Raw genomic sequence first — 16514 nt, forward strand, 5'->3', positions numbered from 1 at the left:
TCCCGCCTTATCTATTAAAATTTATAATTATGATTTCAATAAACTACCTTTTGCTGCTTTTAAGTACTGAAACATCGACCAGAGTGTAAGACCCGCAGCAATATAAAGTAGAATCCAAGCAAGCACCTCCATTGCGAAATTAAATCGCCATAACATTCCGCCAAGCGCTAACATTTGTGCAGTAGTTTTAAATTTACCCCATACGGAAACTGCTACGCTCGCACGCTCTCCCAATTCTGCCATCCACTCTCTTAATGCAGAAATAATAATCTCTCTCGCAATCATAATTGCAGCAGGAATAGTAATCCACCAAGTGTGATAATACTCCACCACACAAACTAATGCGACAGCGACTAAGACTTTATCTGCCACAGGATCCAAAAAAGCCCCCAAACGTGTCGTTTGGTTCCATTTACGGGCTAAATAGCCATCAAAAGCATCAGTAATAGAAGCAATAAAGAAAATAAGAGTGGAAATTTCAGGTGCATACCAACCCACAGGCAAATAAAACGCAATAACAAATAAAGGGATTAACATGACCCGAAATAAGGTTAAGTAGGTAGGGAAATTTAGTTTCATATAGAAGTGTTTGCAAAGTAAATATTAGTAATGAGAGTGTACCACACTCATAAGAAAATTTTTAACTATTGCATAGATAAAGTCAATTGACTTTAGGCAAATTTGTCGCTAATTTACACTTGATTTATGGAAGTTTGTCCATATATGAATCACAATTTTACTTAACTTAAAGGAAATAGTATGGAAAATCGTGTAATTACGGGTGCAACAGGTAGTGAATCACTGCTTAGCACTCACAAAGTATTACGTAATACTTATTTATTGCTTTCAATGACGTTAGCCTTTTCAGCTGTTGTTGCATTTATTGCAATGTCAATGAACGCACCTGCATTACCATGGTGGGGACTATTAATTGGTTTCTATGGTTTATTATTTTTAACGAATGCGACTGCAAATAGTAGTGCAGGCATCCTTAGCGTTTTCGCTTTAACTGGCTTTTTAGGTTACACCCTAGGTCCAATTTTAAACCGCTATATCGGCGCAGGTTTAGGCGATGTTGTAGTGCTTGCTCTAGGCGCAACCGCATTAGTTTTCTTCGCTTGTTCAGCTTATGTTCTTACCACGAAAAAAGATATGTCGTTCTTATCAGGTATGATGGTGGCATTATTCGTTGTATTGCTTGTTGGTATCATTGCTAACATTTTCTTAGCAATCCCTGCATTAAGTCTCGCAATGAGCGCATTATTTGTCGTATTCTCAAGCGGTGCGATTTTACTCGGAACCAGCAATATTATTCACGGTGGCGAAACAAACTATATTCGCGCAACAGTGGATTTATATGTATCTCTTTACAACCTATTCTTAAGCCTATTACAAATTTTTGGCGTATTGGGTAGTGATGACTAGTTATAAATAAATTTAAGACTGAGTGCCACTTTAGTGGCACTTTTTTTATATTATGAATTATATTGAATTAAACGAACAAAAATATCCAACCGATGCATCTGGTTATTTAATCAATCTTTCTGATTGGTCAGAAGAACTTGCTATTGAAATTGCTAAACAAGAACAAATTACCCTCACCAATGAACATTGGGAAATTATCGTTTTAGTACGAGCTTTCTACCAAGAATATAAAACTTCGCCTGCTATTCGTATGTTAGTAAAAGCCATGGCACAAAAATTTGGTGAAGAGAAAGGAAATAGCCGTTATTTGCAACGTTTATTTCCTAATGGCCCCGCAAAACAAGCTACCAAAATCGCTGGTTTACCTAAACCCATAAAATGTTTATAATCATAATTAATTGAGATTTATTCTCAATTGACAAGATAAATATATTCATATTAAAGGAGAAACTATGAAACTTTCATTTTTAAAACAAGCATTTGTTGTAGCATTAGGTATGACCGCTACACTCGCTATGGCAGCGCCATTTAAAGTAGTAACCACTTTTACCGTGATTCAAGATATTGCGCAAAATGTAGCGGGTGATAAAGCCGTTGTTGAATCAATCACCAAACCTGGCGCAGAAATTCATGATTATCAGCCTACTCCTAAAGATATTGCTAAAGCACAAAAAGCGGATCTGATCTTATGGAATGGCATGAATTTAGAACGTTGGTTTGAGCGTTTCTTTGAAAACGTAAAAGGTAAGCCTGCTGTTGTGGTAACAGAAGGTATTACACCAATTGCGATTACGGAAGGCGAATACAAAAACTTACCAAATCCGCACGCTTGGATGTCATCCACTAATGCATTGCAATATATTGAAAATATTCGTGCTGCGTTAGTTAAATATGATCCAAAAAACGCTGAAAGCTATAATAAAAATGCCCAAGCTTACGCTGAAAAAGTGAAAGCAATTGCCGAACCACTACGCCAACGTTTATCTGTTATCCCTGAAGCGCAACGCTGGTTAGTAACCAGTGAAGGAGCATTTAGTTACTTAGCGCAAGACTATCAATTGAAAGAGCTTTATTTATGGGCGATTAACGCTGAAGAACAAGGCTCACCTCAACAAGTGAAAAAAGTTATTGATGGCGTAAAAGCAAATCATATTCCTGTCGTATTCAGCGAAAGTACGGTTTCAGATAAACCAGCTAAACAAGTAGCAAAAGAAACAGGCGCATTATATGGTGGTGTATTATACGTTGATTCACTTTCAACGAAAGATGGAGCGGTTCCAACTTATTTAGATTTATTAAAAGTGACAATCAGCACAATTGTTGATGGTTTTGAAAAAAGTAAACAATAAAATGGCATTAACTCCAACCTCTATTTCCGTAGAAAAGCTAAGTGTCCGTTATAACAACGGGCATTTAGCCTTACATGACGTTTCTTTTCAACTTGAAAACGGCACCATTTGCGCCTTAATTGGGGTAAATGGTGGCGGTAAATCCACTTTATTTAAAAGTTTAATGGGATTAGTTAAACCTCAAACGGGTACTATTCAATTAAACCATATGCCTATTGCAAAAGCACTTAAACAGAACTTAGTTTCTTATGTTCCACAGAGTGAAGATGTGGATTGGCAATTTCCTGTGTCGGTTTACGACGTAGTCATGATGGGACGTTATGGCTATATGGGTTTTCTACGTCGCCCATCTGCTTTAGATAAGCAAAAAGTTATGCAAGCAATGGAACGTGTAGATATTCACCATTTACAAGATCGCCAAATTGGCGAACTTTCTGGCGGACAAAAAAAACGTGTTTTCCTCGCTCGAGCATTGGCACAAGAAAGCCAAATTATCTTATTGGACGAGCCATTTACAGGCGTTGATGTTAAAACTGAAAATGCGATCGTTGAATTGCTACAACAATTACGCAGTGAAGGCCATCTAATCTTGGTTTCTACTCACAATTTAAATAGCGTACCTAGCTTTTGCGATCAAGTATTGATGATAAATCGTACTTTGCTGGCGGCAGGAAAAACTAAGACTGCCTTTACCACTGAAAATTTAGAAAAAGTGTTTGGTGGCATTCTTCATTACTTAGCTAAAGATATGCGCTAACTCATTTAAAAAGACCGTAATCAGATTTTATCTATATCCAAGCGGTCTTTTTCTCTCTTTTTTGCAAAAAAATCACTAAAAATAACCGCTTATCTGCACATTTATCGCAAAAAATATAAGCTTATCGTATTCTTTTATTTGCGTATTTTTTAGAGAAATACGCTAGTTTGCTGAAATTTCCCTTGTAATTTTGCTCAATTTTGCTAAATTCCTCAGGTTATTTTGCTATTTTTTAAGGTCTAACAATGAATCAATTAGATTTAATCAAATCATCTATCAAATCTATTCCTGACTATCCCAAAGCAGGGATTATTTTCCGTGACATTACCTCATTATTAGAAGTGCCAGAAGCATTTAAAGCAACCGTCGATGCAATCGTCGCTGAATTTAAAGATAAAGGCATCACAAAAGTAGTAGGCACAGAATCGCGTGGCTTTATTTTTGGCGCACCTGTTGCACTTGCATTAGGCGTGCCTTTCGTATTAGTTCGTAAACCGAAAAAATTACCACGTGAAGTGATTTCACAATCTTATTCTTTAGAATATGGTGAAGACACACTTGAAATTCACTTAGATTCAGTAAAAGAAAGTGACAACGTATTAGTTGTAGATGATCTACTTGCAACAGGTGGAACTATTGATGCAACTGCAAAATTGATTCGCCGCTTAGGTGGTAAAGTAGAACACGCAGCATTTGTCATTTGGTTACCAGATTTAGGCGGAAAAGAACGCCTAGAACAAGCAGGTATCAAATCATTCACATTAGTTGAATTTGCTGGTCATTAATCATTTCTAAGGCGGATATTCACTATCCGCTCTACATTAGAGTCGCAATGAGTTATCAAGTTTTAGCCCGTAAATGGCGTCCACAGCGTTTTTCAGAAGTTGTTGGACAACAGCACGTTTTATCTGCACTAGAAAATAGCTTGCGTGAAGGCAGGCTACATCACGCCTATCTATTTTCTGGCACTCGTGGTGTGGGTAAAACCTCAATTGCTCGCTTATTTGCAAAAGGCTTAAACTGCGAAACAGGCATCACCGCCACACCTTGCGGTGAATGTGCTAATTGTAAAGCGATCGAAGAAGGTCGCTTTATTGATCTGATTGAAATTGATGCGGCTTCTCGCACCAAAGTTGAAGATACTCGTGAGCTTTTGGATAATGTTCAATACAAACCAACCGTTGGACGTTTCAAAGTGTATCTGATTGACGAAGTGCATATGCTCTCTCGCCATAGTTTTAACGCCCTACTGAAAACGCTGGAAGAACCACCAGAGTACGTTAAATTCTTACTTGCAACGACAGATCCTCAAAAACTGCCGATAACAATTTTATCCCGCTGTATGCAATTCCATTTGCGTGCATTGGATCAGTCGCAGATCGCTCATCACCTTGAATATATCCTGAATCAGGAAAATATTCCCTACGAATCTAATGCTATTGAAAAACTAGCTAAAGCGGCGCAAGGTAGTATTCGTGATTCACTAAGTTTAACCGATCAAGCGATTGCGGTAAGCAATGCCAATATTAGTTTACCAATCGTACAACAAATGCTTGGCTTCATTGATGATCATCAACCCGTCGAATTGGTGACTGCACTCGCACAAGCTGATGGCGAAAAAACAATGTCGGTAATCCAATCTGTGGCAGAAAAAGGCGTGGATTGGTCACAATTTTTAGCCGATATTGCGCAAACATTACATCAAATTGCAATGCTCCAATTAGTAAAAAATAGTGAGCAAGAACAAACACAGCTTCACTTTTTAGCCAAACACATTGCGCCTGAAGATGTACAATTTTTCTATCAATTAATACTAGCGGGCAAAAAAGAACTGGCGTTTGCACCTGAACAACGTGCAGGCGTAGAAATGACGATTTTACGCGCACTGGCATTCCATCCAAAGCGAATTGAAGAAATCAATCGCCAGCCAACTACAACGACAACACCAGTAGTTGCAAGCGTTAGCACACACACGCCTCAACAAAATATTGAGCAATTAAAGACCCGTTTAACGCAAAATCATACGCCACAAGCGGCTAATTCTTCATCCAATCTTGCAATACATCCTGTTGCAAGAATGCCAGAAAATTCGACCGTTTCCCCACAAACATCGGCTCCAACTCAAAGCGCTGTTTCAGCATCGCCTGCATTAGCCGCCATGCAAGCTCGTAAGCAATTGCAACAAACTCAAGCACAGCTTTCACAAAACGAAAAAAAAAAGCCTGAGTTAGCTAAACCAACGCTATTGCCAACAAGCGGTCAAAGTTCTACTAAAACGCCTAATTTACAAGAGCGTTTTATGAATTTAGCTACCGCGCAAAAAACACAAGCTAAAACTCAAACAACAACAGAGTCTGCCAAGCCTGTTAATGATGAAGATTATCGTTGGACTTGGCTCAATCCAGAATTAGAAACACAAAATGAAAGTGCAAAGCCATCTGATATCAAGCAAGCCATCTTGCAAGAACGTACGCCTGAATTGGTAGCAAAAACGATTGCGCTCTCTTGTGAACAAGATGAATGGTGTAATATCGTAAATGGGTTGAAACTTGGTGGTTTATCACGCCAAGTTGCGCTAAACAGTTATCTAGCAGAAAAACAAGGCGAGCAACTTAAATTGATCCTTAAACCGAATATGGCGCATTTAGATAATGCCGAATCTCGTCAAAGTTTAGCCACAGCATTGCAAGAAAAAGGCTTAAGCTATGAATTAAGCATTGGTGAAAGTAACGGGCACAAGACGCCACTTGAAATCCGCCGTGCTATTTTTGAGAATTTAACGCTTGAAGCAAAAAAAGCCTTAATGAACGATGAAAAATTAATGCTTTTACGCCAAACGTTTGAGGCGGAAATTGATGAAAGCACCATTCGAGCCGTTGCAGAGAATAAAGAATAATGAATGCTTTAGAAATAACCAATCTTATTAAAACGTATCCAACTGGTGTACAGGCAATTAAAGGAATCGATCTATGTGTAGAACAAGGTGATTTTTATGCATTGCTTGGGCATAACGGTGCAGGTAAATCCACCACTATTGGCATTATCAGCTCGCTAGTGAATAAAACCAGCGGTAGCGTCAAAGTATTTGGTTATGATCTGGACACCCAAAAAATTCAGCTTAAACAGCAAATTGGGTTGGTACCACAAGAATTTAACTTTAATCAATTTGAAAAAGTGATTGATGTTTTAACTCAACAGGCGGGCTTTTATGGCATTCCATATAAAACAGCGGTAACTCGTGCCCAAATGTGGTTGAAAAAACTCGATCTTTGGGAAAAAAGAAATCATCTTACTCGTGAACTATCGGGTGGCATGAAACGCCGAGTAATGATTGCTCGCGCTTTAATGCACAACCCCAAATTACTGATTTTAGACGAACCGACTGCGGGGGTAGATATTGAGTTGCGCCGTAGCTTATGGGATTTCCTACGTGAGCTAAACAAACAAGGTACAACCATTATTTTAACCACCCACTATTTGGAAGAAGCTGAAAATCTTTGCCGTCATATTGGGATTATTCAAAATGGCGTATTGATTGAAAATACTTCGATGAAAGCATTGCTTGCCAAATTGGAAGCAGAAACCTTTGTACTTGATTTGCAAAAAGCAGATGAAAATAAACCGCTTGTTATCCAAAATTATCCGTTTAAATGGCTAGATGAAAATACCTTAGAAGTTGAAGTACAACGTGAGCAAGGCTTAACAAACCTGTTTCAACAAATTGCGGCTCAAGGATTTGAAGTGTCTAGTATGCGCAATAAATCTAATCGTTTAGAAGAATTATTTATGAGTATGGCAAATTAATATGAATTTAACTGGATTTTTTACCCTCGCAGGCAAAGAATCACGTCGAGTGATTCGTATTTGGAAGCAAACCCTTGTGCCACCAATTATTACCACTACACTCTATTTTCTGATTTTTGGTAAACTTATCGGCGGTCGTATTGGTGATATGAATGGCGTAAGTTATATGCAATTTATTGCCCCTGGTTTGGTGATGATGACCGCGATTACGGCTTCTTATGTAAATAGCGCTTCTTCATTTTTCCTAAGTAAATTCACTAAAACCTATGAAGAATTACTGGTTTCCCCACTTTCTAGCCACGATATTATTTGGGGTTATGTGGCTGGTAGTGTGGCACGTGGTGGATTAGCAGGAATTTTAGTGATGTTGGTATCACTCTTTTTCGTTTCTTACGATATTCATTCATGGCTGATTATTTTCCTTACCCTATTAATGACCACGATTACTTTTGCGCTTGGTGGTTTGATTAATGCCATATACGCCAAATCTTTTGATGATGTAGGGCTAATTCCAACCTTTGTATTAACGCCTTTAACCTATTTAGGTGGTGTGTTTTACTCCATTTCATTGTTACCAGAATTTTGGCAAGCGGTTTCAAAATTTAACCCGATTGTTTATATGATTAACGGCTTCCGCTATGGCTTTCTTGGCATTAGTGATGTGCCTGTGATTTACACTTTTTCTGTATTAATCTGCTTCATGCTAGTGTTATACTGGTTCGCCTTTTCATTGATAGAAAAGGGGGTTGGGCTTCGTAGCTGATTTTCTTTGCCAAGGATAACACGAGAGAATTTGCCAAAATCAGCTAAAAACCGACCGCTTGCTCTCGTGATAAATTTTTTTAAGGAGATAAAATGAAACAATTACGTAAAACCTTACTAATAGGAGTATTAGCGCTTTCATCAACCGTTGCTTTTGCACAGGATATTACCGTTTTCGCTGCTGCTTCAATGACAAATGTCTTGCAAGAAATTAACCAAGACTTTGCGAAAAAATATCCAAATGACAAAGTTACGTTTTCTTTCGCCTCTAGCTCAGTATTAGCAAAACAAATTAAGCAAGATGCGCCTGCCGATGTGTTTATTTCTGCTGATTTAAAATGGATGGATTATCTAAAAGAAAAGCAACCCGCTAAAACACAAAATATTCGCACTTTAGTGAAAAATGATTTAGTTTTGATTGCCCCAAAAGATAGCCCATTAAATGCAACCGAAATTAAAGCGGTCGATTTTGCTAAAATTTTAGCAAATGGTTATCTGTCTGTTGGTGATCCTGCCCACGTTCCTGCAGGAAAATACGCTAAAAAAGCGTTAGCTCATTATGGTTTATGGCAACAATTAGAACCAAAACTTGCGCCCGCCAAAAATGTACGTGATGCACTTTCATTTGTAGAACGAGGCGAATCACCATTAGGAATTGTGTACTCTACAGATGCTAAAGTATCGGATAAAGTAAAAGTGATCGCAACCTTCCCAACCGAAAGCTATGGCGAAGTCGTTTATCCAGCTGCAACAGTAAGTGATAAAGCAGAAGCAAAAGCCTTTTTAGAATTCCTTAAAACGCCTGAAGCTAAAGCAAAATTTAAAGCAGCTGGTTTCTATCCAGTAAATTAATTGTGTAAAAGGGATAGTGAACGCACTATTCCTTTTTTATTATCTATGGTTATAGCAAATCATGTTTAGTTTCACATCTCAAGAATTTGATGCCATTATTTTAAGCCTAAAAATTGCACTACTCGCTGTTACCTTAGCATTACCTTTTGCGATTGCTATCGCATGGTTATTATCACGTAAGCAGTTTTGGGGAAAGAATTTACTGAATGGCATTGTTCATTTACCGCTGGTATTACCGCCCGTAGTAATCGGCTATCTACTATTAATCTCAATGGCGAAAAAAGGCGTTATTGGTCAGTATCTATGGCGCTGGTTTGAATTCTCGTTTAGTTTTTCTTGGAAAGGCGCAGTTCTCGCCTCTATGGTAATGGCTTTCCCACTAATGGTAAGATCGATTCGACTTACCTTAGATGCCGTTGATCCTAAATTAGAACAAGCCGCTCGTACTTTAGGAGCTTCGCCTGTTAAAGTTTTTTTCACTTTAACCCTACCACTTTCTTATTCAGGTATCATCGCAGGTGCCGTGCTTGGTTTTGCCCGTTCACTCGGGGAATTTGGCGCAACTATCACCTTTGTATCGAATATTCCAAATCAAACTCAAACCATTCCATCTGCACTGTTTACCTTTATTGAAACCCCTGATGGCGAACTCGCAGCAGCACGTTTATGTGCAGTTTCAATTATTATTTCGCTTGTTGCATTATTTGCCTCAGAACGCTTCGCAGAAAAACAAAAACGCTTACTGAATTAATATTTACTATGCTTCACATCAATCTTCATCAAACACTCGGACAACTCGAACTTGATATCAATTTGGATATTCCAAATAAAGGAGTTACCGCTATTTTTGGTCGTTCTGGCGCAGGAAAATCTAGTTTTATCAACCTAATTGCAGGCTTGTCTGTGCCACAAAAAGGTGTAATTCGCCTGAACCAACAAACACTTTTTGATAGCGAAAAAGGGATCAATATTGCTCCCGAAAAACGCAGAATTGGTTATGTTTTCCAAGAACATCGACTTTTTCCACATTATACGGTTGAGCAAAATCTCAAATACGGCTACAAGCGGTCAGATTTTTCCCATTTTTCGCAAATTGTTCAATTGCTTGGTATTGAGCATTTACTTACTCGCTACCCTGCCAGCCTTTCTGGTGGTGAAAAACAACGTGTTGCAATTGGGCGTGCACTACTTAGTGAACCACAATTATTACTGATGGATGAGCCTCTCTCAGCACTTGATTTGCCACGTAAACAAGAGCTAATGAATTATCTTAGCAAGCTCGCCCGCCAAATTAAAATCCCCATTTTATATGTAAGCCATAGCTTAGATGAAATTATCCGTTTAGCTGATAATTTGATTTTATTGGAACAAGGGAAAATTGTCGCATTTGATAGTGTTTCCAAAGTTTGGCATTCGCCAGCTTTTGCCGCTTGGCAACCCGAATCACAAAAAATGAGTTTATTAGAATTGGCGATTTATTTACACCAACCGACTTATAAAATGATTGGTTTAAGCCTAGGATCACAGCAAATTTGGATCAATGAAACGCCACATTACCAAATTGGCGATAATTTGCGAATTAGCATTGCAAGCAAAGATGTATCGATCAGTTTAACTCAGCCAAATCATAGTTCGATTCGCAATATTTTAAAAGGAACGATCACGCAAATTATTGAGCAGGCAGATCGTGCTGATATAGCAGTATTAGTCTATAATCAAGTGATTTGGGCAAGCATTAGTTTGTGGTCTTTTGATGAATTGGCATTACATCTCGATCAAGAAGTATATTTGCAGATCAAAAGCGTTTCTTTGTAGAAACGCAAAAATTTAGTAAAATACGACCGCTTATTTGAGAGAGAAATCATGCCAATAGTAAATCAATCTTCCCTTGTTGCTTATAGCGCAGAGCAAATGTATCAACTCGTTAATGATTACGAAAAATATCCGCAATTTCTATCAGGTTGTGTAGGAACAAACACCATTAGTCGTGGCGAAACAGAGCTAGAAGCGGAATTACATATCCAAAAGTTAGGCATTAGCCAAACCTTCAGTACCCACAATACGATGATCCCAAATGAACGGATTGAAATGCGTTTAATTAAAGGGCCATTTCGTTATTTGCAAGGGGCTTGGAGCTTTCAAGCGTTTGATGAACAAAGTTGTAAAATTAGCTTGCAACTTGAATTTGAATTCTCAAATCCTATGGTGGGTATGGTATTTGGTAAAGTGTTTAACGAAATGACCATCAAAATGGTCAATGCATTTAAACAGCGAGCAAAAGAGGTGTATGGTGTCTGAATCTGAAAAAATTATTGTTGAAGTGGCTTATGCTTATCCAGAAAAATATTTTCTAAAAAAACTTAGCCTAGATACAGCAACAACAATTCAAAATGTGATTTTACAATCAGGAATCTTAGAAAAGCATACTGAAATTGATCTACGCACCAATAAAGTAGGTATTTTTAGCCGTCCTGCAAAATTAACAGATCTGGTGGAAAATGGTGATCGAATCGAAATTTATCGCCCTTTAATTGCCGATCCAAAAGAAATTCGCCGTAAGCGAGCCGCTGAGCAAAACAAAAAGTAAAATAAAAAAGTACGAGTAATCTTTCACTACTCGTACTTTTCTTTTATCGAATATATTTACCCGCCATTGATTGATATACGCTATTTTCACTAGAAAGGATCGTATATTTCTGATTTAGGATAGATAACTGAGAACTTAACTCAGTATTCATTGCCGCAATCCACTCACGGAATTCAGACGCACCTTGTTCATAGCGATTTTTATAGTAAGTGCTGATACGTTTATCATGCTCATAAGTCTGTTGGAGCGTTGCGTAACTACGACGCGCCTGTTCATAACTATAATAATGAGTATCTATTTCATTTAGAGCACTGGTAATGGTTTGCTCATAGTTTAATTTTGCGGTCATATAATCTGACTCAGAGATTTTCACGTTATTTTTCACTCGATTCCAATCTAAGAATGGTAAATCAAATGAAATAATACCTTGTCCAACAGGGTTATCCGCTACGTTATAAGCTTTTGATGCATTACCCGAAATTGAACCACCCAAAGTGATCGTAGGGAACCAGCTTTTCTCTGTTGCAGTTAATGTTTTAAATGCGCTTTGTAAGCGGTGTAAACGAGCAGTTACATCAGGACGGTTTGCAATTGCAGACACTGGCACATTCAAATCTACACCTTGTAATTTTACACCAAGGATACTTGGGTAACGACTAGGCAATGATTGATTTGGTTTTAAATTCAATAAATTACGTAGTGTTTGTTCAGCCGTTTTTAAATTCGTACGGTAAGTTAATAGGTTATTACGAGCGTTTAATGTTGCTTGTTGCGCTTGCTCTACCGCTAAACGATCAATCGCCCCTACGGCTAATTTATTATTTAGAATACGAGAAATTTGCTCATAATTTTTAATGGTGCGCTCGATTACATTGATTGCGTCTTTGTAATAAGCAATTTGATAGTAAGTTGCCACCACTGAGTTAATCAACGAAAGACGCGCTGATTTTAAATCTTCAATTGTCGCTTTGTGTTCCCATTCTGCAGCGCTTGCGGTATCAGCGAGACGACGCCATAAATCTAAAGTATAGCTTAAATTGAATGCCGCATTATTTGAAATGGTTGAAGTACCTGTTGAAATTTGATTTGAAGTAGAACCAACACCTTTTGATGCTGATGATGAGCCTGACCCACTAAACGTCGGCACTAAATTTGCCCCCACTAAATTGGCATTATAAAGCGCTTTATTTACTGCGATCGCACTTTTAGCTAAATCAAGGTTATTGGCAATAGCTTGATCTATAACCGTATTAAGTTGGCTATCATTATAACCTCTCCACCATTGTTCATTTATTTGGAATTGTTTAGTAATATCTTCGTATTGTTGATAAGTTGCTTGTGCTTGTTCAAGCGAACCATCTTGACTCATATTAGTTGAACAAGCTGAAAGAGCTAGCACAACGGAAAGCGTTAAAGCTAATTTTGAAAGTTTCATACAGTTTCCTTGAAACGAAGGCAATAAAAGAAACAATATTTTAAATAAATCTTATTGCCCCTGCTAGTAATTATAAAGATCAATTCATTTTTGAAAGTTTTTACAAAAATTGACCGCTTATTATTCTGAAAGAAGTTGTCCAATCAGTGACTGATGACGAATCGTTTGGCTTGCTAATTTCAAGCGTTCTGCCGTCAAAATACTTTTTAATTCGCCTAATGCCGTTTGGAAATCATCATTCACAATAACATAATCAAATTCATTGTAGTGAGACATCTCAGAAACAGCTTCATGCATACGTTTTGCAATCGTTTCAGCTGAATCTTGACCACGTCCAAACAAGCGTTTTTCCAACTCTGCACGAGAAGGTGGCAAAATAAATATAGTCTTCACATTTGGCAATTTCTGACGAATTTGACGTGCACCTTGCCAATCAATGTCTAAAAATACATCAATGCCTTGCGCTAAGCTTTTTTCAATCATTGGCAAAGAAGTACCGTAATAATTACCAAATACTTCCGCCCATTCTAAAAAATGTTCTTTTTCGATAAGCGCTTCAAATTCTGCATGATTAGTAAAATAATAATGCATGCCATCTTCTTCTGCTGGACGAGGATTACGCGTTGTATGAGAGATTGAAAGCTGAACCTCTGTACGAGGCAAATCGGCTAATAATGCATTAATTAATGAAGATTTACCAGCACCACTTGGCGCTGAAAGAATATAAAGGTTACCTAAACTCATAGTGTTTAATTAATAATAAATGACAAAAAATGGAAAATGGATAATCAAGTTAGCCCTCAATTATCCATTTTTATTGCGTGCTTAATTATTGACGAGCAAGAGGCGGAACGAATGTTATACCTAAATCCCAAGGTTGTTCGATCCATGTTTCTTGAGGAATATCAATCACATAATCATCAACTAATGGTGCGCCTGCTGGTTTAGCAAATACCGTTACAAATTTTGCTTTCGGATACATTTTACGAATTTCTTTTGCAGTATTACCTGTATCAACTAAATCATCCACAACGATAAAACCTTCACCATCAGTTTGTGCTGCGTGTAATACTTTTAATTCACCTTGTGAATCGTGATCGTAACTTGCGATACATACTGTTTCAACATGACGAATACTTAATTCACGCGCAAGTACTGCCGCTGGAAATAAACCACCACGGCTTACCGCAATAATACCTTTCCATTGTGACGCTGGTAAAAGACGCTCTGCTAATTTACGTGCGTGCATATGGAACATATCCCAAGTTACAACATATTTTTCGTTTGTGTATTTTTCGCTCATACAAAATATCCTAGATAAAAAAAAGCGGTGACCAAGCACCGAATAAAAAAATTACGTTATTTTAACCTAAAATGCACATTCGTGCTATCATTTCCGTTATTCTTCATCAATAGCGGTCTATTTTTTGCAATTTTTTACCAAAATTCGACCGCTTATATTCTTTTTATGAGGTTTTTATGTCAGAAATTTCAACACTTTCTCCTACATTATTATGGCAATGGTTTGATAAAATTTGTGCTATTCCCCACCCATCTTATCATGAAGAACAACTGGCTGAATTTATCGTAAATTGGGCAAAATCAAACAATTTATTCGCTGAGCGTGATGAAGCTGGTAACGTATTAATTCGTAAGCCCGCTACTGCAGGAATGGAAAATCGTCAAGCGATCGCCTTACAAGCACATTTAGATATGGTGCCACAAGCAAATGCAGCAACAAAACATAATTTTTTACAGGATCCAATCCAACCTTATATCGACGGCGAGTGGGTTAAAGCCAAAGGCACAACATTAGGTGCCGATAATGGTATTGGGCTTGCTTCTTGTATGGCTGTATTAGAAGCAAATGATATTGCTCATCCAGCAATTGAAGTATTGCTCACTATGAGCGAAGAAGTCGGAATGGAAGGCGTACTTGGTTTACGTCCAAATTGGCTCACATCAAATATTATGATCAATACCGATACTGAAGATAATGGTGAAATTTATATTGGTTGTGCAGGCGGAGAAAATATTAATTTAACCCTTCCGCTAGCGTATCAAGATGCGCCATTTAATCATGCATTAAATATCACTCTAAAAGGCTTACAAGGCGGACATTCAGGCTGCGATATTCATACGACACGAGCCAATGCCATTAAATTATTAGCACGAATTTTGGCAGACACATACGTCCAAGTGAGTTTTCAACTTGCCGATATTAAAGGTGGCTCTGTAAGAAATGCGATTCCTCGTGAAGCTTCTGCGACGATCGTTTTTGATGAAAATAATCAAGCAAAAATCACCGCTTGTTTAGCAAAATTAGAACAAACCTTAAAAGCAGAACTTAAACTTGCTGAGCCAAATTTAACCTTAGTTGTAGAAAAAATCGATACCACAGCCTCAGTTTTCACCGCTGAAACAACACAAAAAGCAATTCATTTGCTCAACCTTCTTCCAAACGGCATTATCCGTAATAGTGATGTTGTAAAAGATGTGGTTGAAACATCTCTAAGCATTGGTGTACTTGCAGTTGAAAACCAATCATTAGTGGCGACAATTCTTTCTCGTTCTTTAATCGAAAGCGGTAAAGCTGAGGTACGAACTAAAATAAACTCTTTAGCACAGCTTACTGGTGCACAGGCTGAATTTAGCGGAAATTACCCAGGCTGGGAACCTGATACCTCATCTTTAATTACCCCTCTTACTAAGCAAATTTATGATGAAATTTTAGGTTATGAAGCTGAAATTAAAGTTATTCACGCGGGTCTTGAATGTGGTTTAATCAAACAAGTTTATCCAAATATGGATCTTGTTTCTATTGGGCCGACTATTCGCAACGCCCACTCTCCAGATGAAAAAGTGCATATCCCCGCAGTTGAAATTTATTGGAAGTTATTAACTAAACTACTGGCTCAGGCGCCAATGGAATAAATAAAATATCTAACGGCTAGAAATTTATCTAGCCGTTTTTGCCTATGACTATCCGATTCCAAGTGGCTAAATTCCACTAATTTGTGAGGAAGGTTTAAAGCTAAGCAATGATTTGTTATTTAAGACAGATGGAGTTGATAGCAAGCGGTCGGATTCGCTTAACTTTTTGCAGTTTGAGCCTGATTGTTGGTTTAGCGTCTTAAACCGCTAAAACATAAAAATAACTAAACAGTATCACGAGAGTGAAAAAGCCTTTTCCCACAAAGCAAACACCCCGCGGTCATTCTCATAACCACGGGGTGCTTTTTAATTCAATCTGGCGATGCCCTACTCTCACATGGGGATGCCCCACACTACCATCGGCGTTACTGCGTTTTACTTCTGAGTTCGGAATGGAGTCAGGTAGAGCCACAGCACTCTGGTCGCCAGAATATTCTGTTGATGATATCCTGTCTTTTTGTTCTTTGTATCTTTAAAATTAAAAACAAGCTGTCTAAAGTTTCTTTCTTTGTCTTTTCGCTTTTCTTACTTAGCTTTCGCTTCGTATCATTTGCTGCGTGTTTCCTCAAAAACACTTGAGCGTTGTATAGTTAAGCCTCTCGGGCAATT

Annotated in this window: 18 protein-coding genes and 1 rRNA gene; 14 read left to right on the top strand and 5 right to left on the bottom strand. The window is 38.0% G+C overall.

What is annotated here, in order from left to right; all coding sequences use genetic code 11:
- Positions 1-27 precede the first annotated feature (27 nt).
- Complete coding sequence (gene pgsA / locus F8M47_RS08030; protein ID WP_150539594.1) at positions 28-579, bottom strand: CDP-diacylglycerol--glycerol-3-phosphate 3-phosphatidyltransferase; 552 nt, start codon at positions 577-579, stop codon at positions 28-30.
- A 180-nt stretch (positions 580-759) separates the two neighbouring features.
- Here pgsA and F8M47_RS08035 point away from each other — a divergent pair, with 180 nt between their 5' ends.
- The 13 genes from F8M47_RS08035 to F8M47_RS08095 all read left to right on the top strand — a co-directional run bounded on the left by F8M47_RS08035 (position 760) and on the right by F8M47_RS08095 (position 11536).
- Positions 760-1425 carry a Bax inhibitor-1 family protein gene (locus tag F8M47_RS08035; RefSeq protein WP_150539595.1) on the top strand — a complete coding sequence of 222 codons (666 nt, stop codon included), beginning with the start codon at positions 760-762 and terminating at the stop codon, positions 1423-1425.
- Positions 1426-1477: 52 nt separating this feature from the next.
- Positions 1478-1813, top strand: a complete 336-nt coding sequence (locus tag F8M47_RS08040) for a TusE/DsrC/DsvC family sulfur relay protein (RefSeq protein WP_150539596.1) — start codon at positions 1478-1480, stop codon at positions 1811-1813.
- A 64-nt stretch (positions 1814-1877) separates the two neighbouring features.
- Positions 1878-2774 (top strand): metal ABC transporter substrate-binding protein, encoded by an 897-nt coding sequence (locus F8M47_RS08045; RefSeq protein ID WP_150539597.1) that lies wholly within the window; start codon positions 1878-1880, stop codon positions 2772-2774.
- 1 nt (position 2775) lies between these two features.
- Entirely contained in the window at positions 2776-3531 is a 756-nt protein-coding gene (locus F8M47_RS08050) for a metal ABC transporter ATP-binding protein (protein WP_150539598.1), read from the top strand.
- 245 nt (positions 3532-3776) lie between these two features.
- Positions 3777-4316 (top strand): adenine phosphoribosyltransferase, encoded by a 540-nt coding sequence (apt, locus tag F8M47_RS08055; RefSeq protein WP_150539599.1) that lies wholly within the window; start codon positions 3777-3779, stop codon positions 4314-4316.
- 47 nt (positions 4317-4363) lie between these two features.
- Positions 4364-6427, top strand: coding sequence for a DNA polymerase III subunit gamma/tau (gene dnaX, locus F8M47_RS08060; protein ID WP_150539600.1), 2064 nt, complete (start codon positions 4364-4366; stop codon positions 6425-6427).
- On the top strand, positions 6427-7335 hold the full coding sequence (locus F8M47_RS08065) for an ABC transporter ATP-binding protein (RefSeq protein ID WP_150539601.1): 909 nt from the start codon (positions 6427-6429) through the stop codon (positions 7333-7335). Before dnaX ends, F8M47_RS08065 begins: the two co-directional genes overlap by 1 nt.
- A 1-nt stretch (position 7336) precedes the next feature.
- Positions 7337-8098, top strand: a complete 762-nt coding sequence (locus tag F8M47_RS08070; protein WP_150539602.1) for an ABC transporter permease — start codon at positions 7337-7339, stop codon at positions 8096-8098.
- 92 nt (positions 8099-8190) lie between these two features.
- Positions 8191-8949, top strand: a complete 759-nt coding sequence (modA, locus tag F8M47_RS08075; RefSeq protein WP_150539603.1) for a molybdate ABC transporter substrate-binding protein — start codon at positions 8191-8193, stop codon at positions 8947-8949.
- 61 nt (positions 8950-9010) lie between these two features.
- Positions 9011-9700, top strand: a complete 690-nt coding sequence (gene modB / locus F8M47_RS08080; RefSeq protein WP_150539604.1) for a molybdate ABC transporter permease subunit — start codon at positions 9011-9013, stop codon at positions 9698-9700.
- Between the two features lie 8 nt (positions 9701-9708).
- Positions 9709-10764, top strand: a complete 1056-nt coding sequence (gene modC / locus F8M47_RS08085; RefSeq protein ID WP_150539605.1) for a molybdenum ABC transporter ATP-binding protein ModC — start codon at positions 9709-9711, stop codon at positions 10762-10764.
- Between the two features lie 48 nt (positions 10765-10812).
- Positions 10813-11247 carry a type II toxin-antitoxin system RatA family toxin gene (locus F8M47_RS08090; RefSeq protein ID WP_150539606.1) on the top strand — a complete coding sequence of 145 codons (435 nt, stop codon included), beginning with the start codon at positions 10813-10815 and terminating at the stop codon, positions 11245-11247.
- Complete coding sequence (locus tag F8M47_RS08095; RefSeq protein ID WP_150539607.1) at positions 11237-11536, top strand: RnfH family protein; 300 nt, start codon at positions 11237-11239, stop codon at positions 11534-11536. The genes F8M47_RS08090 and F8M47_RS08095 overlap by 11 nt, the downstream gene beginning before the upstream one ends.
- Before the next feature lie 43 nt (positions 11537-11579).
- Here F8M47_RS08095 and tdeA read toward each other — a convergent pair whose 3' ends face one another.
- The 3 genes from tdeA to gpt form a co-directional block, all read right to left on the bottom strand.
- Positions 11580-12971 carry a toxin/drug exporter TdeA gene (tdeA, locus tag F8M47_RS08100; RefSeq protein ID WP_150539608.1) on the bottom strand — a complete coding sequence of 464 codons (1392 nt, stop codon included), beginning with the start codon at positions 12969-12971 and terminating at the stop codon, positions 11580-11582.
- Between the two features lie 120 nt (positions 12972-13091).
- Entirely contained in the window at positions 13092-13715 is a 624-nt protein-coding gene (gmk, locus tag F8M47_RS08105) for a guanylate kinase (protein WP_150539609.1), read from the bottom strand.
- Between the two features lie 85 nt (positions 13716-13800).
- Positions 13801-14274, bottom strand: a complete 474-nt coding sequence (gene gpt, locus F8M47_RS08110; RefSeq protein ID WP_150539610.1) for a xanthine phosphoribosyltransferase — start codon at positions 14272-14274, stop codon at positions 13801-13803.
- Positions 14275-14450: 176 nt separating this feature from the next.
- Between gpt and F8M47_RS08115 the strand changes: the two genes are divergently transcribed.
- Positions 14451-15905: an aminoacyl-histidine dipeptidase gene (locus F8M47_RS08115; RefSeq protein ID WP_150539611.1), complete on the top strand. Its 1455-nt coding sequence runs from the start codon at positions 14451-14453 to the stop codon at positions 15903-15905.
- Positions 15906-16219: 314 nt separating this feature from the next.
- On the opposite strand, the gene rrf is transcribed toward F8M47_RS08115, so the two are convergent.
- A 5S ribosomal RNA gene (rrf, locus tag F8M47_RS08120) occupies positions 16220-16335 on the bottom strand.
- Positions 16336-16514 lie beyond the last annotated feature (179 nt).

This window comes from Actinobacillus vicugnae (assembly GCF_901687125.1).
GTDB classification, from domain to species: Bacteria; Pseudomonadota; Gammaproteobacteria; order Enterobacterales; family Pasteurellaceae; genus Actinobacillus; species Actinobacillus vicugnae.

Excerpts from the sequence above, each read along its gene's own strand:
- pgsA (WP_150539594.1), bottom strand. The coding sequence starts at position 579 with ATGAAACTAAATTTCCCTACCTACTTAACCTTATTTCGGGTCATGTTA.
- F8M47_RS08035 (WP_150539595.1), top strand. The coding sequence starts at position 760 with ATGGAAAATCGTGTAATTACGGGTGCAACAGGTAGTGAATCACTGCTT.
- F8M47_RS08040 (WP_150539596.1), top strand. The coding sequence starts at position 1,478 with ATGAATTATATTGAATTAAACGAACAAAAATATCCAACCGATGCATCT.
- F8M47_RS08045 (WP_150539597.1), top strand. The coding sequence starts at position 1,878 with ATGAAACTTTCATTTTTAAAACAAGCATTTGTTGTAGCATTAGGTATG.
- F8M47_RS08050 (WP_150539598.1), top strand. The coding sequence starts at position 2,776 with ATGGCATTAACTCCAACCTCTATTTCCGTAGAAAAGCTAAGTGTCCGT.
- apt (WP_150539599.1), top strand. The coding sequence starts at position 3,777 with ATGAATCAATTAGATTTAATCAAATCATCTATCAAATCTATTCCTGAC.
- dnaX (WP_150539600.1), top strand. The coding sequence starts at position 4,364 with ATGAGTTATCAAGTTTTAGCCCGTAAATGGCGTCCACAGCGTTTTTCA.
- F8M47_RS08065 (WP_150539601.1), top strand. The coding sequence starts at position 6,427 with ATGAATGCTTTAGAAATAACCAATCTTATTAAAACGTATCCAACTGGT.
- F8M47_RS08070 (WP_150539602.1), top strand. The coding sequence starts at position 7,337 with ATGAATTTAACTGGATTTTTTACCCTCGCAGGCAAAGAATCACGTCGA.
- modA (WP_150539603.1), top strand. The coding sequence starts at position 8,191 with ATGAAACAATTACGTAAAACCTTACTAATAGGAGTATTAGCGCTTTCA.
- modB (WP_150539604.1), top strand. The coding sequence starts at position 9,011 with ATGTTTAGTTTCACATCTCAAGAATTTGATGCCATTATTTTAAGCCTA.
- modC (WP_150539605.1), top strand. The coding sequence starts at position 9,709 with ATGCTTCACATCAATCTTCATCAAACACTCGGACAACTCGAACTTGAT.
- F8M47_RS08090 (WP_150539606.1), top strand. The coding sequence starts at position 10,813 with ATGCCAATAGTAAATCAATCTTCCCTTGTTGCTTATAGCGCAGAGCAA.
- F8M47_RS08095 (WP_150539607.1), top strand. The coding sequence starts at position 11,237 with ATGGTGTCTGAATCTGAAAAAATTATTGTTGAAGTGGCTTATGCTTAT.
- tdeA (WP_150539608.1), bottom strand. The coding sequence starts at position 12,971 with ATGAAACTTTCAAAATTAGCTTTAACGCTTTCCGTTGTGCTAGCTCTT.
- gmk (WP_150539609.1), bottom strand. The coding sequence starts at position 13,715 with ATGAGTTTAGGTAACCTTTATATTCTTTCAGCGCCAAGTGGTGCTGGT.
- gpt (WP_150539610.1), bottom strand. The coding sequence starts at position 14,274 with ATGAGCGAAAAATACACAAACGAAAAATATGTTGTAACTTGGGATATG.
- F8M47_RS08115 (WP_150539611.1), top strand. The coding sequence starts at position 14,451 with ATGTCAGAAATTTCAACACTTTCTCCTACATTATTATGGCAATGGTTT.